Genomic DNA, 21,992 nt, shown 5'->3' on the forward strand with positions numbered 1-21,992 from the left:
TTATATCCTGACGTATGGTGTTTTTCACCACGATTATAAAGTGCGATAACAAGATACTTTTTTTACATATCGCTTATTCAAATGATTAAAAAATGCGTATTCACAAAAATATATCCGTATTTTTTTATAAACAACTATTAAATAATACAAGATGTTAATAATCTCATGAAAATGATTTTCCTTTTTTGTGATTGGCATCACATTATCAAACAGTTGTTTTGATATAAATTCAATTGTATTACTTCATATTACGATAGAAATGTGTTGCTTTATGCCGATATTCGTTTTAGAATAGGAAAGTCATACATATTATATTTTCTCTCCGTTCATTTTATTTCTTCATTGGACATTGTTAATGAAACTCCGTGTTAAAAACATACTCCTCCTGATATGTGGTTTCCTCTTTTTCTGTTCAGGCGTTTTTGGCGATATGATGCCGGCAGGTGCAATACCCGGCACACTCGACGAATCATTTGGATCGTTGGGCAGAACTTACACCGATCTGAACCAGTTTTCGGCAGAATACGGCAAAGCTGTGGTTTGTAACTCGGAGGGGAAAGTCATCGTTGCCGCTACGGTCAATGGCACCATAGCCCTCGCGCGCTTCGATTCAACCGGTGTTCTGGATCCCGCCTTCGGAGATGCTGGAATAGTAATAACACCTATCACTGGTGAAGCCAAAGCTCTCAATTTATTATCTGCCGAGGGAGAATACTATATTGTCGTCGGTTCTACTGATGACGGGGGCGAAAATGATTTCGTGGTGGCCTGTTACGATTATTTGGGTGCCCCTGAAACAAATTTTGGCAATGGCGGTGTTGTTACCACCGATTTTGGAGGCACGGATGACAGCGCCTGTGCTGTCGGTATTTCTTATGACGATGGGGGGATTCTGGTCGCCGGCTATACCAATGTAAATGGTAATTACGATTTTGCCGTGGCAAAATATACCTTCCCCTTCGGCAATTTGGATACCAGCTTCAACATCACCGGTAAGTCTACATTTGATATTAATGATTCGGGTTATGATGATAAAGCATTTGGAATTACCATCAATGCTATCGATTATTCAATTTTGGTGACAGGTTCTGCCGGTAACGGCACAGACAGCGATCTCGCGCTGATCTGTTTGGATACTAGCGGAGATCTCGACTCTGATTTCGATTCAGATGGCATATTGACCTGCGATTTCAACTCGAACAATGACGACATCGGGTATGCAGTATCCTATAATTCAACAAATACTTGCATTGTTGTTACCGGCACCACCGATAACGGTACCGATCTGGATTTTGCCATTGCCGTGATAGATTCCGACGGTGTTCATCTTGTGACAAAGGATTTGGGCGACGATGAACAGGGAAACGGCGTCGCATTTCAGACCGATGGGAAAATAATTGTTTCCGGTACGGCAGGTTCCGATTTTGCCGTAATACGTTATCAGGCCGATATCGATAACGGGCTGGACACGACGTTTAACGATCCCGATGGTTATTTGATTGCCGATATTGCGGGATTCGATGACACTGCGAACGGCATGTCTCTTGATATATTCGATAGAATAGTCATTGTCGGCACCAGTATCGTTTACGGTAATCCCGATCTCGTCGTTACCCGAATAACGGCCGATGGCAGTCCCGATTACGATTTTGGCAGCGGGAGCAGTTATCAGGCAGTCGACTTTCCGTTGGTTCACCAGAATGACTGTGCATTCGGGGTAGCCGTTCAGTATGACGGAAAAATCGTCGTTTCCGGAAGCAACGGTTCGTCCGCGGGTCTTGTCCGATATAATTCAAACGGCTCCCTCGATACGTCATTCGGTTCCAATGGCACCGTCAAGGTCACAATACCAGGATATACATGGACGGCAAATGAAAAAGTTGTAATACAGCCCGACCATAAAATTATTCTGGTGGGTTCGACTGAAGAAGTAGGCGGTCCGCTCGTCATTTCGCGTTTCAATGAGGACGGCTCTCCGGATATCGGTTTTGGGATCAACGGGAGAGTGGAACAGGATCCGGGAGTACCGGTTTACATAGCCGGTGTCGGATTACAATCCGACGGTAAAATCGTGGTTGGAACCACAGCCTCCGATGACGGGGATTACTTTGTATTGGTTATCCGGTTGAATACCGATGGCAGTCTTGATGAGACGTTTGGCGACGGAGGGATGGCTTATGATGAAAACGGCATGTCATATTCCGCCATGGTGTATGATATGGTCATACAGCCGGATGATAAAATCGTGTTGTCCGGTGGTATCATCAATGGGATTGTGCCGAATTTTTTCCTCGTTCGATTTACCGCCGGAGGTGTGCTGGATACCACATTCGGTTCCAATGAAGACGGAAAGGTCATTATCACACCCGGTCCGTTTGCAACTATAGCGAATGGAGTTGCCCTTCAGCCCGACGGTAAAATCGTAGCGGCCGGATTGATGGATACTACTCAAGGAATGTGTAAGATTGCACAAGTTCCTCGTGCTCCTCGTGCTCCGAGAACTCCGAGAGCCCCGAATGCCGCTAAAGCTGCGAAAGCCGCAGAGAATTTTTTGAATATAGTCATTATGAGGTTTTTGAGCGATGGCACACTGGACGAGACATTCGCTGACGAAGGGATAAATGTGCTTGATACCGGTGAGGATATTTTTATTGAAGATGTCCTCATCGATACGAACGGGAAAATCGTCGTTGGAGGAAATTATAATGGATGGGATTTTGCGGTCGGGTGCTTCAACAGCAACGGGTCCATTTGCAGCGAGTTTGGTGACAGTTATGTAACTGGTTTTACATTCCCGGACTTATCAACCGGTGGTGATTTTGTTGATGACTGTACCGCCATCGCGCTCGATTCCAATCATAGAATCATCGCTGTCGGTTTTTCCGATCAGGGAACGACATACACGGACTTCACGATCGCCCGTATCAACAGTACTCCTTTAACGGTGAAATTCACTACCACAGGTCATGGGGAAGTTCTTGCGGATTCCACACAATATGTTGTTTACAACGGTGTAACAACGTCGGTGTCACCGGATCCCGATTACGGGTATCATTTCTCCGGGTGGACCGGCGACCATACCGGATCGGAGACTGATTTTCCCCTCATTCTCACCAATGTCATCCAAGACATGAATATCGTCGCCCATTTCTCCAAGAATACGTTTACAGTGGACTTCACCATCATGGGGAATGGATCGATAACCGGCACGCTCTCCCAGAATGTCGAATTTGAAGGTTCCACGACGCCGGTTACCGCGGTGGCCGATCCGGGCAACCATTTCACCGGATGGACGGGTGATGTTACCACAATCACCAATCCCCTTACCATCACCAATGTCGATAACAACATGGTGGTCACTGCCAATTTCAATGACGCATGCACTGTTATGAATACCGACGACAGCGGTACAGGTTCCCTCCGTCAGGCGATTCTCACCGCCAATTCGGGCGAAACGATCCTCTTCGATGCCGGTGTGATGGGGACAATCACGCTGACATCCGGCCAGCTCGCTATCAATAAAAAACTCACGATCCACGGTCCGGGCATCGATGACCTCACCATCTCCGGCAACAATACGAGCCGGATATTCTTTATAGGCCCGAACGGAGATGTCACCATCAACCTCATGACAATAACAAACGGCAATGCGGGAATAAATGCCGGCGGCGGGATTTGGAGCCAGGGCAAGCTGACACTCTCTGCCTGTGTCGTTTCCGGCAATACCACCGACAACAATTTCGGTGCGGGAATCTGCAACTCCGACGGTGACCTCATGGTGGAGAACTGCACGATTTCCTCCAACAACGCCGGGACAACGAGCGGGTACGGTGGTGGAATCTATGTCAGGTCCGGCTCCGCTCTCATAACGAACTCGACCATCAGCGGAAACTCGGCATACAAGGGCGGCGCTCTGTACAATACGGCATTCAATGATACATCGGCTTCAGTGTCAACCATCGAAGTTTATAACAGCACGCTGAGCGGCAACACGGTCTCATGCCAGGGTGGTGCGCTTTTCAACTGGGCTCATGACAACGTGAATGCGCATGCAAAAACGCTCTTCAACAACTGTACTATCACAGAAAACAGCGCGACTGTTGAAGGCGGTGGTGTGTATGTGAACGATTATACCGGTGACGACCAGTTGTGCGAGGTCATGCTCAAAAACACCATCCTCGCGGGGAATACCGCTCCGACCGGCGCCGATTGCCTCAATTCTCCGCAGGCAACGTGTACCACTCAGTCGCTCGGGTACTGTCTGGTCGGCGCAACAGTCGACTTCACCGGAGGAACCGGCGACATAAACATCGGCGCCGACGATCCTTTGCTTGCCCCCCTTGCAGACAACGGCGGCCCGACCTTTACCCATGCATTGGAAAGCGGCTGCCTTGCCGTCAATGCAGGTGCCGGAACGGACAGCGAAGGTAATCCGGTCCCAAACGATCAGCGCGGCGTGGCTCGTCCCCAGGGAGCATCCAACGATATCGGTGCTGTGGAAGCTGCGGTTCATACGGTGACATTCGTGGCGGGACCGAACGGCCACATTGACGGTACGCTCGTGCAGCAGGTTATTGATGGGGGGAGTACGACTTCGGTAACCGCAGTGCCCGATGAAAATTATCTGTTCTCCGACTGGACGGGAGATGGTCTGTATAAAACCTCAAATCCCCTCGCAGTCACCGATGTAACATCCGATATGAATATCACGGCCAACTTTGTATCCAATACTCTTACGGTGACAAACGATTATGATGATGGTGCCGGATCGCTGCGGAATACAATAGCCATTGCCCCGCCTGGTGCTGTTATTATGTTCGACAGTGGCCTGGCGGGTCAGGTGATAACGCTGACAACTGATGAACTCGTCATTAACAAAAACCTTACGATCAACGGTACGGCGGCGCCGAATCTTTCGATCAACGTTTATGAGCCTATCCGTATATTTAAAGTGATCAGCGGTGTAAGCGCAACCATCACAGGGCTGACTATCAATGGCGGATATCTGGAAGGAGGCTTCGGTGCGGGAATCCTGAACGAAGGCTCGCTCATCCTCTCGGATTGCACGGTAAAAGACTGCACCAACATCAATGGTTTCGGCGGTGGTATCTGCAACAGGGGCGATCTGGTGGTGCAGAAATGCACCATAAGCGGAAACAACGTGGGGAATGGTGACGGCGGGGGTATTTTTAACGAGCACCTCGGGAATCTCACCGTAAACTTTTCCACAATCTGCGGTAATTCCGCCCAGCGCGGCGGCGGTATCATGAACTGGGAAACGAATATCGAGTCCTCGGCCATCACAACCATTAACAACAGCACCATAAGTGGAAACAATGCATCCTCTTATGGCGGCGGAATAATGAACTACAGTGATTGCCAGGATGCCAATGCGCATGTTGCGATCAATTTTGCGACGATCACCGACAATTCCGCCGGGAGCATCGGTGGCGGCCTCTATCAGGACTGGGGTGTTCAGGGTACGAAAACCGCCGAAATCGAGTACCGGGACACCATTATAGCGGGAAACAACGGCGAAGCTGGCCCCAATGACTGTGCTCAGTCCAATGGCACCATGATATCGCGAGGGTACTGCCTCATCGGTGAGACCACCGGAGATGTGACCGGCGATGCAACCGATATTGTCATCGGAACGGCAGACCCCAACCTCGGCCCGCTCGACGATAACGGAGGCCCGACCAAGACACACAAACCGCTGTCCGGGTGTCTCGCCATCAATGCAGGTAACAGCCAGGGTATCGGCGGAACAGAATTCACGGTCGATCAGCGATTTTTTGCCCGTCCCCAGGGAGCAGCCCACGATATCGGTGCTGTGGAAGCTGAGCTCCATACGGTAACTTTCGTGGCAGGACCAAACGGCCATATTACAGGAACTCTCGTTCAATATGTTTCCGATGGCGGGAGCACGACGCCGGTTACCGCTATTCCCGATGAATTCTATGTTTTCTCCAACTGGTCGGGAGATGATTTTTATAAGACCAACAATCCTCTTGTGGTAACTAATGTGTTATCCGATATGATTATCACAGCCGATTTTGCCTATGGAATTTACACGGTAACAAACGATATGGATGACGGCTGCGGGTCGCTGAGGCATGCAATAACCTATGTTCCTCCCAATGGGTATATCGTGTTTGACAGCTCCCTTGCGAATCATGTAATAACATTGACAACAGGTCAACTTTTCATTACTCAAAATCTTATCATCGATGGCAGTGCCGCGCCCAATCTGGAGATCAGCGGAAACAATACATCCCGCGTTTTTAAAGTGGACACCGGTGTAACCGTGGCCATCAGCGGATTGATTATTTCGAACGGGAATTCTTCCGGCAGCTATGGCGCCGGAATATATAATCAGGGTTCTCTGACTCTTACCAATTGCGAGATCAAAAACTGCACAGCCCCCAGCGAAGGATACGGCGCCGGAATCGCAAACAGCGGCGTTCTGGTGGTACAGAAATCCTCCATACACGATAACTCTCTGCCATCCGGTACCGGCGGAGGCATCTTTAACAGTCCACCCGGTATTGTAACCATATGCTCTTCCACAATTGCCAATAATTCCGCCTACCAGGGAGCCGGTATTATGAACCTGGATACTACCCTCTCGGCGGGTTCGGTTGTCGTTATCAACAACAGCACCATCAGCGGGAATGTGGCTTCCGACAAGGGCGGCGGCATCATGAACTACAGTGAATACAACGGTTCCGATGCCCGTGTTACCATCAATTTTGCTACAATCACCAATAATTCCGCCGCTATTGCCGGTGGAGGAATCTGCCAGGAATGGGGGTCGTCCGGCACTAAAATAGCCTTGACGCAGTACCGGAATACCATCATAGCCGGCAACACCGTCGAGGTTTCTCCCAATGACTGTGCACTGATCAATGGCACTATGATATCGATGGGGTATTGCCTTATCGGTGTGACTTCAGGAAGCCCGACCGGCGATGCCACCGATATCGTAATCGGAACGGCAAGCCCCAATCTCGGTCCGCTCGAGGATAACGGCGGCCCGACCAAAACGCATAAGCTGCTGCAGGGATGTCCCGCTATCGATGCGGGTAACAGCGAGGGTATCGGCGGCGTAGTACTCACAGTCGATCAGCGAAATTATTATCGCCCCCAGGGCGGAGGATACGATATCGGGGCTTATGAAGCTTCCGCCGGAGAAATTACAGCGGACTATACAATTATTTTCAACGCCGCCACGGGAGGCACCATCTCCGGGACAACACCCCAGATTATTCCCCCCGGCGGCACCACGACTCCTGTAACGGCGGTTCCCGGCGCCGGGTATCTGTTCAGCGGATGGACCGGAGATTATACGGGAACGGAGAATCCGCTGACCATCGCCGATGTCTCGACGAACATGACCATCACCGCACAATTCGTTCAGAATAATGCCCCCGTACTGCTTGTTGATCGAACCCCGGTTATGACACCTATCGCCCAGGGCGCTGTTAATAATCCGGGAAATACTGTCGCCCAGATTGTCGTTGACGGTTCTATCACCGATGTAGAGGGGGCTGTGGAGGCTATTGCGGTTACTTCGGTGGATAACAGGAACGGAAGATGGGAATATTCCCTCGATGATGGCAGCACATGGAATAATTTTTCAGCAGCGATCGGGACGATCGCATCTTTTGCAAATCTTGCCCGGTTGCTCGACGGTGTTGCAATAAGCAGCACGACGAATAAAATAAGGTTTGTGCCCAATACAAACTATACCGGTACGACATGGTTTCTGTTCCGCGCCTGGGATAAGAGTGCGGGTACAGTCGGCCAGACAGGCAATGCGTCAGTCACCGGCGGCTCGACGCCATTCAGCGCCCAGAGAGATACGGCATATGTAAAGGTGGGGACCCAGTACACGGTAACGTTTACCTCAGGACCGCATGGCCATCTCACCGGAACGACGACGCAGACGGTTATTTCCGGGGGGAGTTGCACACCGGTGACCGCCGTTACGGAATCAGGGTACCAGTTCGCAGGCTGGACTGGCGATTATACCGGCTCGAACAACCCTCTGACGGTCACGAATGTCACCCAAAACATGACAATTACCGCAAACTTCGAAACCGCCCTGCACGCCGTGACCTTCACAACGGACGGGCATGGTACAATCCAGGGTGTAACGCCCCAGGGAATTCCGCATGGCGGGGATTGTTCACCGGTAACCGCTGTTCCCGCGAGCGGGTATCATTTCATCGGATGGACGGGCAGCATCACCAGTCCCAACAATCCGATTACCGTACAGCAAGTAACCGAGGACATGACCATTACCGCAGTTTTCTCGAACACATGGGTGGTACACTTTTCTGCCGGAGCTCACGGGAAACTCTCGGGTGAAACCGCGCAGCTTGTCGTTCAAGGGCAAGGCACCTCATCGGTGACCGCCATTCCCGACGCAGGATATCATTTTACGGGCTGGACAGGCGATGTAACAAGCAGCAGCAATCCGCTTTCCGTCTCGGGAGTGTCATCAAATATAAGTGTAACCGCTAATTTTTCCAATACATACACTGTCTCCTTCTCTTCCGGCGGCAATGGGAAGATAGAAGGTTCGACCTCTCAGGAGGTGATCAGCGGGCAGAGCTGCACCATGGTGACTGCCGTACCGGATACGGGTTACCAGTTCTTGGGCTGGACAGGCGATTTCGAGGGTACCGGGAATCCTCTCCTCATCGCCAATGTCTCAAAGGATATGTCCATCACCGCGCTTTTTGGTCTTCCCTCTTTTACGGTGACTTTCTCTGCGGGCTCCAATGGTTCCCTTACCGGCAATACGACACAGACTGTCGGCAAGGGTGAAAGCTGTACCGAAGTCACCGCGTTACCGGCGGATGGGTATGAATTCACCGGCTGGTCTGGTGACTACACGGGTAAAGACAACCCGCTCGTCCTGTCGAATGTAACCCGTGACATGACCATCACGGCTAATTTCGCGCTCCCTGTCTATACGGTGAGCTTCTCTGCGGGCGCAAATGGTTCCCTTACCGGTAATACGACACAGACAGTCGGCAAGGGTGAAAACTGCACCGAAGTCACCGCGGTACCCGCGGAAGGGTATGAATTTACCGGCTGGTCCGGTGATTACACGGGTAAAGACAACCCGCTCGCCCTGTCGAATATCACCAGGGATATGACCATCACGGCTAATTTCGCGCTCCCTGTCTATACGGTGAGCTTCTCTGAGGGCGCCAATGGAAGTATTACGGGGAATACCACCCAGACGGTCAAGAAGGGTGAAAGCTCTACCGAAGTCACCGCGGTACCCGCGGAAGGGTATGATTTTATCGGCTGGACAGGCGATTATACGGGCGCTGCCAACCCGCTCACCCTGTCGAATGTCACTTCGGATATGACCATCACGGCGAATTTCGGCCAGCCTGTTTACACGGTGTCTTTCTCGGCGGGCGCCAACGGCTCTCTCACCGGACAGACTGCCCAGACAGTTAAAAAGGGCGGGAGCTGTACCGAAGTCACCGCAATTCCAGCAGAAGGGTATGATTTTATCGGCTGGAGCGGAGATTTTACAGGCGCCGCCAACCCGCTTATCATATCGAATGTCACTTCGGATATGACCATCACGGCTAATTTCGGCCATTCGGCCTACACGGTTACGTTCTCGTCGGGCTCCAACGGTTCGCTTTCCGGTCAGACTTCCCAGACGGTCATAAAGGGCGGAAGTTGTTCGGCGGTTACCGCAGTGCCTGCCAACGGTTATCGCTTTACCGGATGGACCGGAGACTATACAGGCTCCGACAACCCGCTCACCTTGTCAAATGTCACCTCGGATATGACCGTCTTCGCCAATTTCTCGAACGTCTGGACAGTGACATTTTCATCGAGCGGCGGAGGGACTCTCACCGGCAACACCACCCAGACGGTAACGAACGGATCGAATTGTTCCATGGTTACCGCAGTGCCTTCAAACGGGTATCGATTCACCGGCTGGAGCGGTTCGTATAACGGTACCGATAATCCGCTCACCATATCGAATGTTACCTCGGATTTGACTATTACCGCAAACTTCTCGAATACATGGTCAGTGACATTCTCAACGAACGGTTTCGGGTCCATCAGCGGCAGTACATCTCAGACGGTGACAAACGGTTCAAACTGCTCCGAAGTTTCCGCGATTCCGGGAACAGGATACTATTTTGCCGGATGGAGCGGAGATTATACCGGCGCTGCCAACCCGCTCACCATCACCAATGTCATGTCCGACCTCACCATTACCGCAAATTTCGTTCTCATCCCTGTTGTGGAGATTCCGAGTATCGCAGGATTTTCTCCGGGATCCGGCGGACCCGGGACCTGGGTTACCATCAGCGGATCGAACTTCAAGGGTGTGACCGATGTATCGTTCGGCGGTACACAGGCGGCGAGCTTCGTGGTTGATTCCGATACACAGATAACAGCCCAGGTGGGCAGCGGTTCCACCGGTACGATATCGGTGACAACCGCAGGCGGAACGGCCTCGAGCACGGGAATCTTCTCCATGAATGTGAATGAAGCGCCGACCGATATTTCGCTGTCGAGCACTTCTGTGGATGAAAACAAAGATGCTGGAACGGAGGTCGGCACTTTTTCGACCACCGATGTCAATTCAGCAGACATTCATACCTATTCATTCGTAAACGGAGAAGGCGATACCGACAACGGCAGTTTTTCGATCAGCGGTTCCTCGCTGGTCACGACGTCAAAACTCGATTACGAGACACAGAATACCTATTCGATCCGTGTTCGCTCAACCGACAACGGCAATCCGGGATTAAGTTGCGATAGATCCTTCGTTATCACTGTCAACAATACAAACGATCCCCCTGTTATCGGTGAACTGGCCGGTGGCACCGTCAGGGAGGGAGAGCAGTTCACGCTCCAGGTTTCGGCGGTCGATGTCGAAGGCGATGCAATAACATACTCATTGAACGAAGCACCGGAGGGGATGACGATATCCGAAACGGGCGGGATAAGCTGGACACCGGATTTCACCATGGCAGGAGACTATACCGTTACCGTTCAGGCGACGGATTCGAAGGGAAGCTCGAGCGAAGCTTCATTCAGTCTTAAAGTGCTCGAAGGCGGCACAGCGCCGGTAATAACCACAACGGAACTGCCCAATGCACAGAAAGGGATCCCGTACTCGGCTCAGATCACGGTCGAAGACCCCGATGTTGGTGACAGTTTTGCGTTCGAACTCCTGAGCGGTCCCGGCTGGATGTCGATCAACGATGCCACGGGAGAACTGTCGGGAACACCGTCTCAGAGTGATATTGCCGACAGTGTGACCGTTTCCGTCGGTGTAACGGACAGCGGAGGACTCAAAGCCGACAAGACCTTTACGATAACCGTGGAGAATGTGAATAATCCTCCTTCGCTGACCAACGAATCGTTACCGGATGCCAGACAGAACGAGCTCTATACGGCTCTCCTGGCCGCAACCGATCCTGACGAAGGTGATACGCTTACATTCATTATGCCGGGAGGCCCGGGCTGGATGACCCTGAATTCCGAAACGGGAGAATTATCGGGTACACCGGGCAACGGAGATGCCGCAGACAGTGTGCTGGTGACTGTCGGAGTGAGAGACAGCGGCGGTTTGACCGAAGAAAAAACGTTCATGATCAAAGTGGTCAATGTCAACGATCCACCCCGTATAACGACCGCGTCTCTGCCCGATGCCACCGAGGGACAGGAATATTCCGCGGGGATTGCTGCTGATGACCCGGATCAGGGCGACACACTGGCATTTTCGCTCGTTCAGGGTCCCGGCTGGCTCGCTATAAACTCCGAGACCGGAGCACTTTCGGGAATTCCGGGCAGCGATGATATCGCGGACAGTGTCACGGTCACCATCGAGGTGAAGGATGCCCAGGGATTGACCGACAACCGCGAGTTCATGTTCACGGTGATCAATGTCAACGATCCTCCGGAGATAGTGACCGAGAAACTGCCGGATGGATTCGAGGATTTACCTTACGAGGCAAAGGTCGATATACTCGATCCCGACAGGAACGACACACACCTGTTCGAGCTCGTGAGCGCACCGAAATGGCTTGAGATCGATCCCACCGGAGGAGGGCTGTCCGGAAAGCCGGGTACATTTGATGTGGCTGAGGAAGTGACGATTATCATCAGAGTGACGGATGAAGGCGGATTATTCGCCGAGAAAACCTTCATGATACCGGTCAAGCCGTCTCCTCTTCCGAAAATCGAGGTGCTTTCTCCGAATGGCGGAGAAAAAATAATGGCCGGAGGTTCGTTCGACATCGCATGGATAGCTAAGAATCTCGCCGCCGTGATGATCGAATATACCACCAACGAGGGGGCATCATGGGAGAAAATCGTCGACAGTATTGCGGCCGACGAAAATTACACTACATGGACTCTCCCGCAGATTCAGTCCACGCTGTGCCGTATTCGTATCAGCAATCCCGAGAACAATCTCGTGTTCGATGTGAGCGATACGACCTTCACGATATACAGGCCTCCGGTTCTTACGGTCGACGATATATTGGGCACGCAATCGGGAAATGTTTCGATCGGTGTTCTTTCAAGCGATGCGGGCAGCGATTCGACAGGACTCATCGTATCATATGTTATCGACAATATCGAGCAGCCGGCCACAATCGATTTACCGTTCATCCCGAGCGGGCAGAAAGTGACAGTCACATGGTCGTCTTTTGCGGACATGGGCTATGTCTATAAAAAGAATCTGATATTACGGCTCATACCCTTCAATACGTACGGCAGGGGAGAGGTGACCCAGACAAAGATATTCACCGTAACGAATTATGTCGGAGACTACAACAACGATCTCTATATTGACGGCGAAGACCTCCGGATATTTGTCGATGCATGGGAGAACGGGGACCTTACGCGTGAAATAGCACCGACCAGCGGTGAAATTCCCGATCTGCAGGTTATCCCTGACGGCAGGCTGGATTACGAGGATCTGTCCGTATTTGCATGGATGTGGAACTGGCAGACGCTCAACCCGTTCGGAAAACCGGCTGTCGCTCTCAAAACGGCCATTCCCGATGGAGATTTTCTGTCATTCATCACCATCGTTCCCGACAGCGACGGGAATATCAGGCTGATGAGCGACCGGAGCCTTTCCTATGTGAGCATCGAGCTCGCCTCCGACCGGATTACATCGATTTCGGGTTCCGATTACTGGGATGGGGACGGCAAGGGTGTCGCTCTTACACGGGTATTAGCGGACGGTTCGGGTGAATTCGCTGCCGCGCGCCTGGAACCGACCACGGCGACATCAGGGATTCCCGTGACAATTGCCTCGATTTCGCTTGACGACAGGGACAACGACAACGGAAATCTCACCATCCGGTATAAAGTGAGAATTCACGGCGAGCCCGAAGTTATTTCGGGAGCATCTGCATATACCAGGGAAAAAGCGGTTGAAAAACCGGCCGCAACGACTCTTTTCCAGAACAGCCCGAATCCGTTCAACGGCTTTACAACCATTACCTATGCCCTTACGGAGGAAACGAAGGTTAAACTGACCATATACAATGTTTCGGGCCAGCAGGTGAAAGTACTGAAAGATGAATATGTGTCTCCGGGAACTTATTCTGCTTTGTGGGATGCTTCCGGTATGCCGAGCGGGATATATTTCTATTCATTTGAAGCAGGCAATTTCATCGCTACGAAGAAACTGCTCCTTGTCAAATAGGATCGGAATTAACAGGGAATATTTATAACTGTCAGAGGTTACAGTATTGAAACCGCCGGATCGATAATCCGGATTAACAGGAATATGTTGAGTATCGTATGAAGAACACCTTAGCCCGCACCATATCGCCCTTTATCATTTCGCTTCTGGTCATCCTGCTCGGTAATCTTGGATGCAGGGCGATTACGGAGCCTGAAATCGAGTATACCTCCTTCAAGGATGGCGATGTTTTCGTTACGCGGGATATTTCGATTAACTGGGAGGGTGTATTTCACCAGGAAATTGCCGATCACTGGAGACGGAACGACAATCTCAATTACTATTATAAACTCGACAACGGATTATGGATTTTCACGACCGAGCTTTCCGCCACACTGAGCGATGTATCCGAGGGGCAGCATAAATTATCCATCCAGTCCCAGTTTGAGGATGGAATACCGGGCCCGCCTACGACGCTCACGTTCACCGTGGATACCATTCAGGGGCCGGGCCTTACTTTTAATCCCCGTAAAGTTACGAGCGATTCGACGGTTGCGCTCAAGTTCGAGGATGTTCAGAGTATCATGTCCGCCCATATCGAAATCGTGTGCGATAACGATTGCGCGGAACTGAGCGGTTTTGTGAAAAACGGCGCGCTTGTTACAAGCGGCGAATATATTGTCCTCATTAACGAGAAAAATCCCTCACGGCTTATCATCGATCTGGCCTTTGCGGGCAATCCGGACGGTAAAAGCGGATCGCCCGATTTCGGCAGTTTCACCGTAAAGCCCAAAGGTAACGGAACAATCACGATCGATCCCGCCACACTCCGTTTCAAAGATATCGACAATGCCGATGTTCCTGTCGATCCGGCGAGCCTCGACTGGATAAAGGTCGAGCAATAGAATTATAGAATAGAACGCGGATTTTCGCGGATCGGGCGGATTAACGCGGATTATATCAATACGTAATTCCTCGGTACGGTCACTTCCTTTTTTTGCATTATCTCGGAAAACATTAATGAATAATCCGGGATAATTTCTCTGCTTAAAAAAGGACTATCCACACTTATCCGGTGCGACAATTATTTCCGTCATCACGATTCAACGGGAATCACTCACCCGAAAGCGCCTTCAGGGCATTGGGCACCGTGTCTTCGGGCTTGACCTTGTACCATGCCTGCAGAACTTTCCCGGTTTCATCGATGAGGAAAGAAGACCGCACGATCCCCATGACTTTTTTGCCATACATGGATTTTTCACCCCAGACGCCATACGCCTCGGCAGCAGCATGATCGGGATCGGACAGCAGCGGAAAATCGAGGCTGTATTTGCCGTCGAACTTCTTCTGCCTGTCCGGCATATCCGGGCTTATGCCGACAGCCGCAATACCGAGCTTCGAAAGGTCAGGCCGGGCATCACGGACGCTGCATGCTTGCCTGGTACAGCCCGGAGTGTCCGCTTTCGGATAAAAATAGACGAGCAGTTTCCGGCCCCGGAAATCCTGCAAAGACACCGTGTTTCCATGCTGATCCGTGAGGCTGAAAGCGGGGGCTTTGTCTCCCGGTTTAAGTTGTGGCATGACCATGCTCCTTTAAGAATGAGTAAAACTTTGCACTTTTCATATATATCGTTGGCCGTTCTCTTCGGAATTTATTTTTTCCGGTTATCCAGTTAAATCAGCTGACATGATTGATCCCCCTCGGCTTCGCCGTCTCCCCCTTATAAAAGAAAGGGGGACGAAAGTGCCCCAAAAGCCATTCCCCCCTTAAAAAGGGGGGATGCCGCAGACAGGGGGAATCACATACTATCGGAAGAAATTATCAATTCTGATTAAATGGTTTCCTATGCTTATCAAACTGGATAACCGGATTATTTTATTACAAATCTAAAGCCTGTATCGGTACAAATGCAAGAACGTTGTTTCATACGGGTATTGTATATCATTCTCGTATATGCCGGGTATCCGTGTCCGGAAAGAAAAAGGAGGGGATAATCCCTCCTTTCCCGTCGCTATGATTTACGGTCTCCGTCATGCGGTTCCGAGGATGGCAGCAAGATCCTGTTCCGCGGTGGTTATCGGCATGATATTGAATTTCTCCACAAGCACATTGAGGACATTCGGCGTTATGAACGCGGGAAGGCTCGGTCCGAGACGGATGTTTTTGATTCCGAGGTAGAAAAGTGTCAGGAGGATGACAACCGCCTTCTGCTCGAACCACGAGAGCACGAGCGACAGCGGCAGGCTGTTGACATCGGTATCAAAGGCTTTCGCAAGCGCAAGGGCGATCTGTATGGCCGAGTAGGCATCGTTGCACTGACCGATATCGAGCAGCCGCGGAATTCCTCCGATGTCGCCGAAATCGAGCTTGTTGAAACGGTATTTTCCGCAGGCGAGGGTAAGGATAACCGAATCGTCCGGTACCGCCTGGGCAAAATCGGTATAGTAGTTCCGCCCGCTCCTGGCGCCGTCGCACCCGCCGACAAGGAAGAAATGCCTGATTTTGCCTTTTTTCACAGCCTCGATAACCTTGTCTGCCACACCGAGAACAGCGTTATGCCCGAAACCGACCAGAATGGTGCGATCCGGCCCGTCCTCGTCGAATCCCTTTTCTGCAAGGGCCGCCTCGATTACAGACGCGAAATGTCTGTTCCTGACATGGATGACACCCGGCGCTCCGACCACATTGGTGGCGAAAATCCGGGACGCATATGAATCCTTCGGTTTCTGGATACAGTTCGTTGTCATGAGAATGGCGCCGGGGAATTTATCGAACTCCTTCAACTGATCCTGCCATGCGCCCCCGTAATTACCCGCAAGGTGACTGTATTTCTTCAGCCCGGGATAACCGTGGGCGGGAAGCATCTCGCCGTGGGTGTAGACATTGATGCCGGTGCCTTCGGTTTGTTTGAGCAGCTCCTCGAGGTCCCTGAGGTCGTGCCCGGACACGAGAATTGCTTTGCCCTTGAGAGGCTCTATCCTGACCTTTGTCGGAACAGGATGGCCGTAACGACTCGTATGAGCCGTATCGAGCAGTTCCATGACCCGGAGATTGACCTCGCCGCATTTCATGTTCATTGCAAACAGCTCATCAACCGTTACACCGGTTTTTGTCAGGAAATCGAGCGCCTCGTGCGTAAACGCGAATACGGCATCGTCCTGCTTTCCGAGATCGAAGGCATGATCGGCGTATGCGGCCATTCCCTTGAGACCGTAGGTGAGGAGCTCCTGGAGTCCGGTGATATCGTCTCCGAGCGAGGCTTTCCGCTTCTCGATGGATAGTTCCCCCGCCTGTCCCAGAAGATCATCCATGTCCCCGGCAGGGATAAATTCCGCAGGACCGCCGGGAGTTTCTTCCGCGATTCCGGTTTTCTTACAGGCATCCCGGTAGAATCCCCTGATCTTATTGCGAACATGTACCGCCCGTTCGAGCATCTGACGGATCCGTGCCGAATCGAAATTGACATTGGTGAGGGTGGTATAGAGCGCCTGAATCACGAAGACATCGGTTTCGGGGTCTTTCACGCCGAGTGTACGAGCACGGTGAGCGTACATGGAAATGCCTTTTGTAACATGCAGGAGCAGGTCCTGGAGCGCCGCGGTTTCAGGGTCTTTACCGCATGTCCCGTAGCTCGTGCATGCGATTCCTTTGGTGACCTGTTCGCATTGATAGCAGAACATCTTTGACATATTTCTTCTCCGTCTGAAAAGGATTATAAAACCATTACTGCCTGATTATAACCAGATAAACCTGATTATTCATGAAAATATGTTTAACCACAAAGACACCAGGGCACAAAGAGACATAATATATTATTAATACTATCTTTAATTACAATTTAAAATCGACATTACTCCCAGTGATATTTAAAATTCAAATCCGCGAAAATCCGTCCGATCCGCGAAAATCCGCGTTCTATTAAATTTTGTGAATAGATCGGATTAAATTTGTGAAATGATCGGGACAAAAGAGTATTTCCACATCCGAAAAATCTGAAAATCTGGGTACTCCTCTCAAACCATATACAGTATGCCAGCTGACAGGTATCGGCGACCGCTATTCCGTCATTTTCCTGATTGTATCCCCGGAGATGCTAACGATATGAACTTCGAGCAGTACATCGGGGCAGGCCCGATTACGGGCATCGATTACGGCATGGGCAATTCCGCTGCAGCAGGGAACCTCCATACGCAGCACGGTGATTCGGACGGGTTTCGACTCCCGGAATATTTCGAGCAGTTTTTCACGGTAATATGGCAGATTATCCAGTTTCGGGCATCCGACCAGCACTGCCCTTCCTTTGAGATAACGGTGGTGGAAATCCGGCACTGCGAACGGAACACAGTCGGCGCACACGACAATATCAGCCCCTTTCAAAAACGGCGCTCGCGGCGGTACGAGCATGAGCTGCACGGGCCAGTGCCGAAGTTGCGAAGGTTCCGGTGTATCGGTCTTGACGGTGTCAGTATCTGCGGTATCGAAGGTGCGGGCAAGCGAACCCGGGCAGCCGCCGGAACACGCGGACAGCATATCGTCTGATCTGTGAGACTCAGGCGCCAAATATTTTTGAACTGCTTCTTCATCAAATTCGCCGGCCTCGCGTTCCTCGATGGAAAGAGCGCCCTCGGGGCACTCGCCGAGACACGCCCCGAGCCCGTCGCAGTAAGTCTCGCTCACCAGGCGGGCTTTCCCGTCGATAATTCTGAGCGCTCCCTCGACGCAGTTCGGAACGCACAGACCGCAGCCGGTACATTTTTCCTCGTCAATCTCTATAATTTTACGAATCATGTACTATCCTTTTACTTTCGGTTTCGCATGGGCGATATCGGACAGTTTTGTGGTGGTCAGATACTTCCTGACCGTAGTGTTCAATTCATCGAGAAGAGCGCCGAACACGCAGGTATCGAAGGAACACACCGGCGTCTCGAACAGGCAGGAGCTCGTTGACAATGGCCCCTCGAACAGCTCATAGATTTCGAGCATGCTTATGGCGCCGGGATCATTATCGAGCATGAATCCACCCCCGGGCCCGCGGGTCGATTTCACGAATCCCGCTTTTACAAGCCGCTGCATGACTTTCGACAGATGCGCTTCCGAGACACGATATTCCGTTGCGATTTCCCTGAGGGAAACCGTTCTGTCGGTGTGACCGGCACAGTAAACCAGTGCATGAAACGCCAGTATGGCGGCATCGGAGATATTGAGCACACGAGACATACGCCCTCCTATTTGGTATTCTGATACCATAATACCATAATTGAAGAACGTTGTCAAGCATTTTTTTTGTTATATTGACTATATTATTCAAAGAAATTTTTCACTCACCCCTTGATTCCCGTGAATGGGAAAGGGTTCAACTTTCCGGCGTCCGGATTGAAGCACCCCCTCGCCCATGCGCAGCGCGGGAGCAGGGGGGGGCAGGGGAGTGAGGGAGGAGCATATGAATGAATCAATAAAATGAGTATGCAAGTGAACATATTTTCTCTTGACAGGGGGAAAGATTTTACATTATTTACAGATATATTCTGAGCCGCATAAGATAACATAATAAAAAATAGCGTTTTGACACAATAATATGAAATATCAAGGGTTATTTACAATGTGAGACTCGTTATAAGGTTTTCTTGTACGGCACTTGGAACTCAACATGGTATGTTATGAAGATCAATGTAAAAAAATGTTGGTACAAAAAGCGAAGCGAAAGGATCAAATATAGATGACTAAACACGCACAACCACTTGCCGAAGTCTTTGGTCACCTTATAAGTGATCAGACGAAAAAGGCAGTCAGGTACCGTTCGCATCGCCTTTGTCCATTTAATAACAAAGTTCCAAATTGTACAAAAGACAAAGCCAAGAACCCCCTTGGTGTATGCAGTGTGTTCCATGATGGGTCCCCATCGATAACCTGCCCTATCCGATTTAGAGAGAATTGGCTTATTACCGATGATGCTGCTTCTTTTATCTTTGATGAAGGCACTGCATGGAGTTCCCTTACGGAAGTCCGCCTGAACGACGCTAATGGTAAGTCGGCTGGTAATATTGACATTGTTCTTATCGCATACGACAACAATGGGAAAATCATAGACTTTGGGGCTCTTGAAATACAAGCGGTTTACATTTCTGGAAATGTACGCGATCCATTCGAATACTTCATGAAAGATCCTAAAAATCGCGGACAAATGGATTGGTCAACTCAGCCGAACTATCCACGTCCAGACTATCTTTCCTCTTCTCGCAAGAGACTAGCTCCGCAATTGCTGTTCAAAGGCGGAATTCTTCATTCGTGGCAGAAGAAAATAGCTGTCGCAATGAACAAGTGTTTTTTTGATACACTCCCCCCCTTGACAACTGTGGATAAAACAAAAGCCGATATCGTATGGCTAATCTATGATCTCGAGATGGCTAAAGAGGGTGATCAGGACAGGTATATACTCACGAAAATTGATGAAGTGTTTACAGAATTCGCACCTGCTTTGATGTCAATTACCACCCCCATGCCAGGGGAAATCGATGACTTTGTGAAAATGCTTCAGGAGAAGCTTGATGAGCAACTTGAAACTCCTCCGACTAACAAAACAGTTGAAAGGCCATTTTGAAATGAGGTCACTCAAACAACAGTCATTATTCCCTGAATTGTATGAAGATATAATATTATCCCCTAAACCGGTTAATGTCGCCTCTGTCCCGCAAAGAAGTCCCTTCCGCTACCCAGGCGGGAAAACATGGTTTGTTCCGGTATTCCGAAATTGGATTGCAAATCATTATCCCAAACCTGAAATTTTGATTGAACCGTTTGCTGGTGGAGGCATTATCAGCCTCACAGCTTTATTTGAGAACCTTGTCTCGCACGTTGTGATGGTTGAAATTGATGAAGACATTGCTGCGGTGTGGCAATCGATAGTCGATGGGAACGCAGAATGGCTGGCGAAAAAAATCCTTGATTTTGACCTTACTAAGGAAAAAGTCATACAGGAAATATCCCAAACTAGCCTCAGCATAAAAGAGAAAGCTTTTAAGACTATCTTGAAAAATAGAACGTTTCATGGTGGGATATTGGCTGAAGGGTCAGGTTTTTTGAAACATGGGGAGAACGGCAAAGGAATTCACTCACGCTGGTATCCCGCAACACTTGCTAAGCGTTTTGAAAATTTAAAATTTATTGTTGATAGGATTACATTCCGTCAAGAAGACGGACTGGGTGTTATTCGAGAGTATTCTCAACGTTGTGACGTGGTGTTTTTTATCGATCCTCCTTATACGGCTGGTGGAAAGAAGGCAGGTAAACGTCTTTACCGTCATTTCAACATCGAGCATGAACGTTTATTCAAATACTGCGAATCTCTAAAAGGCGATTTTTTGATGACCTATGATAACTCAGATGAGGTCAAGACAATGGCAATAAGGCATGGTTTTCAGATACGCCTCATTCCTATGATGAACACTCACCATGCAACAATGGAGGAACTGGTTATAGGTAAAGACTTGGCATGGATGGATGGTTACCCGGCAATGCATGAGCCTATAGCTAAATAGAAATCCTTTCCTAATAATTGTCCATCCCGCACATGTTTACTTCCCCCCCTTTTATACCCTCTTGCCTCCCTTCATTAACCTAACCTTCGCACCCAATCCCCAAATTATTTCATAACCTTCGTTATTTTTCTCTTGACTTTACAAGTGTAATTGATTATATTACCTCTCGGTAATAAGTGAGCGACCACGCTCTTTTTTTATGCTGATCAATAACGTTCGTTGGTTATGTGAATGTTTGATACAAACTATAGTTACGGGCACAAGGCACAAGGCACAAGGCACAAGGCAGAAGGCAGAAGGCAGAAGGCATAAGGGGGAAAAACCAGAGACTTTCCGGGTTCACTTCTGACGATTAGAGATGGGTCCCCGATTAAAGATTCGGGGAAGACAGGTGGTGATGTGAAGGTCTTTTCACTCAGTGCCTCAGTGCCTTAGTCACTGTTTATTCATTCACTTATGCCTTATGCCTTATGCCTTGTGCCTGTCTGTATTAAATCCGAGCTCCACGAGCTCCGGGAATTCCGGAACCGTAAGGGTGTGACGCTTTCCGATCAGATCAGGGAATGGGTAGGAGCAACAAAAGGCAACTTTCTGGTAACAGATTGTTACAAAGACCTCCACTTAGCAACAAAAAGCAACATGAGTAACTGCCGCCTGGTTCTCAGCCGTCTCGTCGAAGAAGGAGTCATCGAACCGTGCGGAACCAGACGGGGTCTGTACCGCCGCATCGAGGGCGATTGCGAGCGCATCGACT

The 21,992-nt window shown here is 50.2% G+C and carries 9 protein-coding genes; 5 read left to right on the forward strand and 4 right to left on the reverse strand.

Annotated features, from left to right (window positions below; genetic code table 11):
• The first annotated feature begins 355 nt into the window (after positions 1 to 355).
• Positions 356 to 13,723 (forward strand): InlB B-repeat-containing protein, encoded by a 13,368-nt coding sequence (locus tag LLG96_19235; GenBank protein ID MCE5252339.1) that lies wholly within the window; start codon positions 356 to 358, stop codon positions 13,721 to 13,723.
• 98 nt (positions 13,724 to 13,821) lie between these two features.
• Positions 13,822 to 14,607, forward strand: a complete 786-nt coding sequence (locus LLG96_19240) for a hypothetical protein (GenBank protein MCE5252340.1) — start codon at positions 13,822 to 13,824, stop codon at positions 14,605 to 14,607.
• Between the two features lie 208 nt (positions 14,608 to 14,815).
• Here LLG96_19240 and bcp read toward each other — a convergent pair whose 3' ends face one another.
• The 4 genes from bcp to LLG96_19260 form a co-directional block, all read right to left on the reverse strand.
• Positions 14,816 to 15,283, reverse strand: coding sequence for a thioredoxin-dependent thiol peroxidase (gene bcp, locus LLG96_19245; protein ID MCE5252341.1), 468 nt, complete (start codon positions 15,281 to 15,283; stop codon positions 14,816 to 14,818).
• A gap of 450 nt (positions 15,284 to 15,733) precedes the next feature.
• Positions 15,734 to 17,383, reverse strand: coding sequence for a hydroxylamine reductase (hcp, locus tag LLG96_19250; protein ID MCE5252342.1), 1,650 nt, complete (start codon positions 17,381 to 17,383; stop codon positions 15,734 to 15,736).
• A gap of 376 nt (positions 17,384 to 17,759) precedes the next feature.
• Positions 17,760 to 18,491, reverse strand: a complete 732-nt coding sequence (locus LLG96_19255) for a 4Fe-4S binding protein (GenBank protein MCE5252343.1) — start codon at positions 18,489 to 18,491, stop codon at positions 17,760 to 17,762.
• A gap of 3 nt (positions 18,492 to 18,494) precedes the next feature.
• Positions 18,495 to 18,920, reverse strand: a complete 426-nt coding sequence (locus tag LLG96_19260) for an Rrf2 family transcriptional regulator (GenBank protein MCE5252344.1) — start codon at positions 18,918 to 18,920, stop codon at positions 18,495 to 18,497.
• Between the two features lie 499 nt (positions 18,921 to 19,419).
• Between LLG96_19260 and LLG96_19265 the strand changes: the two genes are divergently transcribed.
• From LLG96_19265 to LLG96_19275, 3 genes are all read left to right on the forward strand, one after another.
• Positions 19,420 to 20,301, forward strand: a complete 882-nt coding sequence (locus tag LLG96_19265; protein ID MCE5252345.1) for a hypothetical protein — start codon at positions 19,420 to 19,422, stop codon at positions 20,299 to 20,301.
• On the forward strand, positions 20,249 to 21,238 hold the full coding sequence (locus LLG96_19270) for a DNA adenine methylase (GenBank protein MCE5252346.1): 990 nt from the start codon (positions 20,249 to 20,251) through the stop codon (positions 21,236 to 21,238). Before LLG96_19265 ends, LLG96_19270 begins: the two co-directional genes overlap by 53 nt.
• A 477-nt stretch (positions 21,239 to 21,715) precedes the next feature.
• A partial coding sequence (locus LLG96_19275; GenBank protein ID MCE5252347.1) for a hypothetical protein occupies positions 21,716 to 21,992 on the forward strand: 277 nt, incomplete at its 3' end.

This window comes from bacterium, from assembly GCA_021372535.1.
GTDB lineage: Bacteria > Latescibacterota > Latescibacteria > Latescibacterales > Latescibacteraceae > JAFGMP01.

What these genes read in the sequence shown, in the direction of transcription:
- hcp (MCE5252342.1), bottom strand. Translation starts at nt 17,383, where the DNA reads ATGTTCTGCTATCAATGCGAACAGGTCACCAAAGGAATCGCATGCACG.
- LLG96_19255 (MCE5252343.1), bottom strand. Translation starts at nt 18,491, where the DNA reads ATGATTCGTAAAATTATAGAGATTGACGAGGAAAAATGTACCGGCTGC.
- LLG96_19260 (MCE5252344.1), bottom strand. Translation starts at nt 18,920, where the DNA reads ATGTCTCGTGTGCTCAATATCTCCGATGCCGCCATACTGGCGTTTCAT.
- LLG96_19270 (MCE5252346.1), top strand. Translation starts at nt 20,249, where the DNA reads ATGAGCAACTTGAAACTCCTCCGACTAACAAAACAGTTGAAAGGCCAT.
- LLG96_19265 (MCE5252345.1), top strand. Translation starts at nt 19,420, where the DNA reads ATGACTAAACACGCACAACCACTTGCCGAAGTCTTTGGTCACCTTATA.
- bcp (MCE5252341.1), bottom strand. Translation starts at nt 15,283, where the DNA reads ATGCCACAACTTAAACCGGGAGACAAAGCCCCCGCTTTCAGCCTCACG.
- LLG96_19240 (MCE5252340.1), top strand. Translation starts at nt 13,822, where the DNA reads ATGAAGAACACCTTAGCCCGCACCATATCGCCCTTTATCATTTCGCTT.
- LLG96_19235 (MCE5252339.1), top strand. Translation starts at nt 356, where the DNA reads ATGAAACTCCGTGTTAAAAACATACTCCTCCTGATATGTGGTTTCCTC.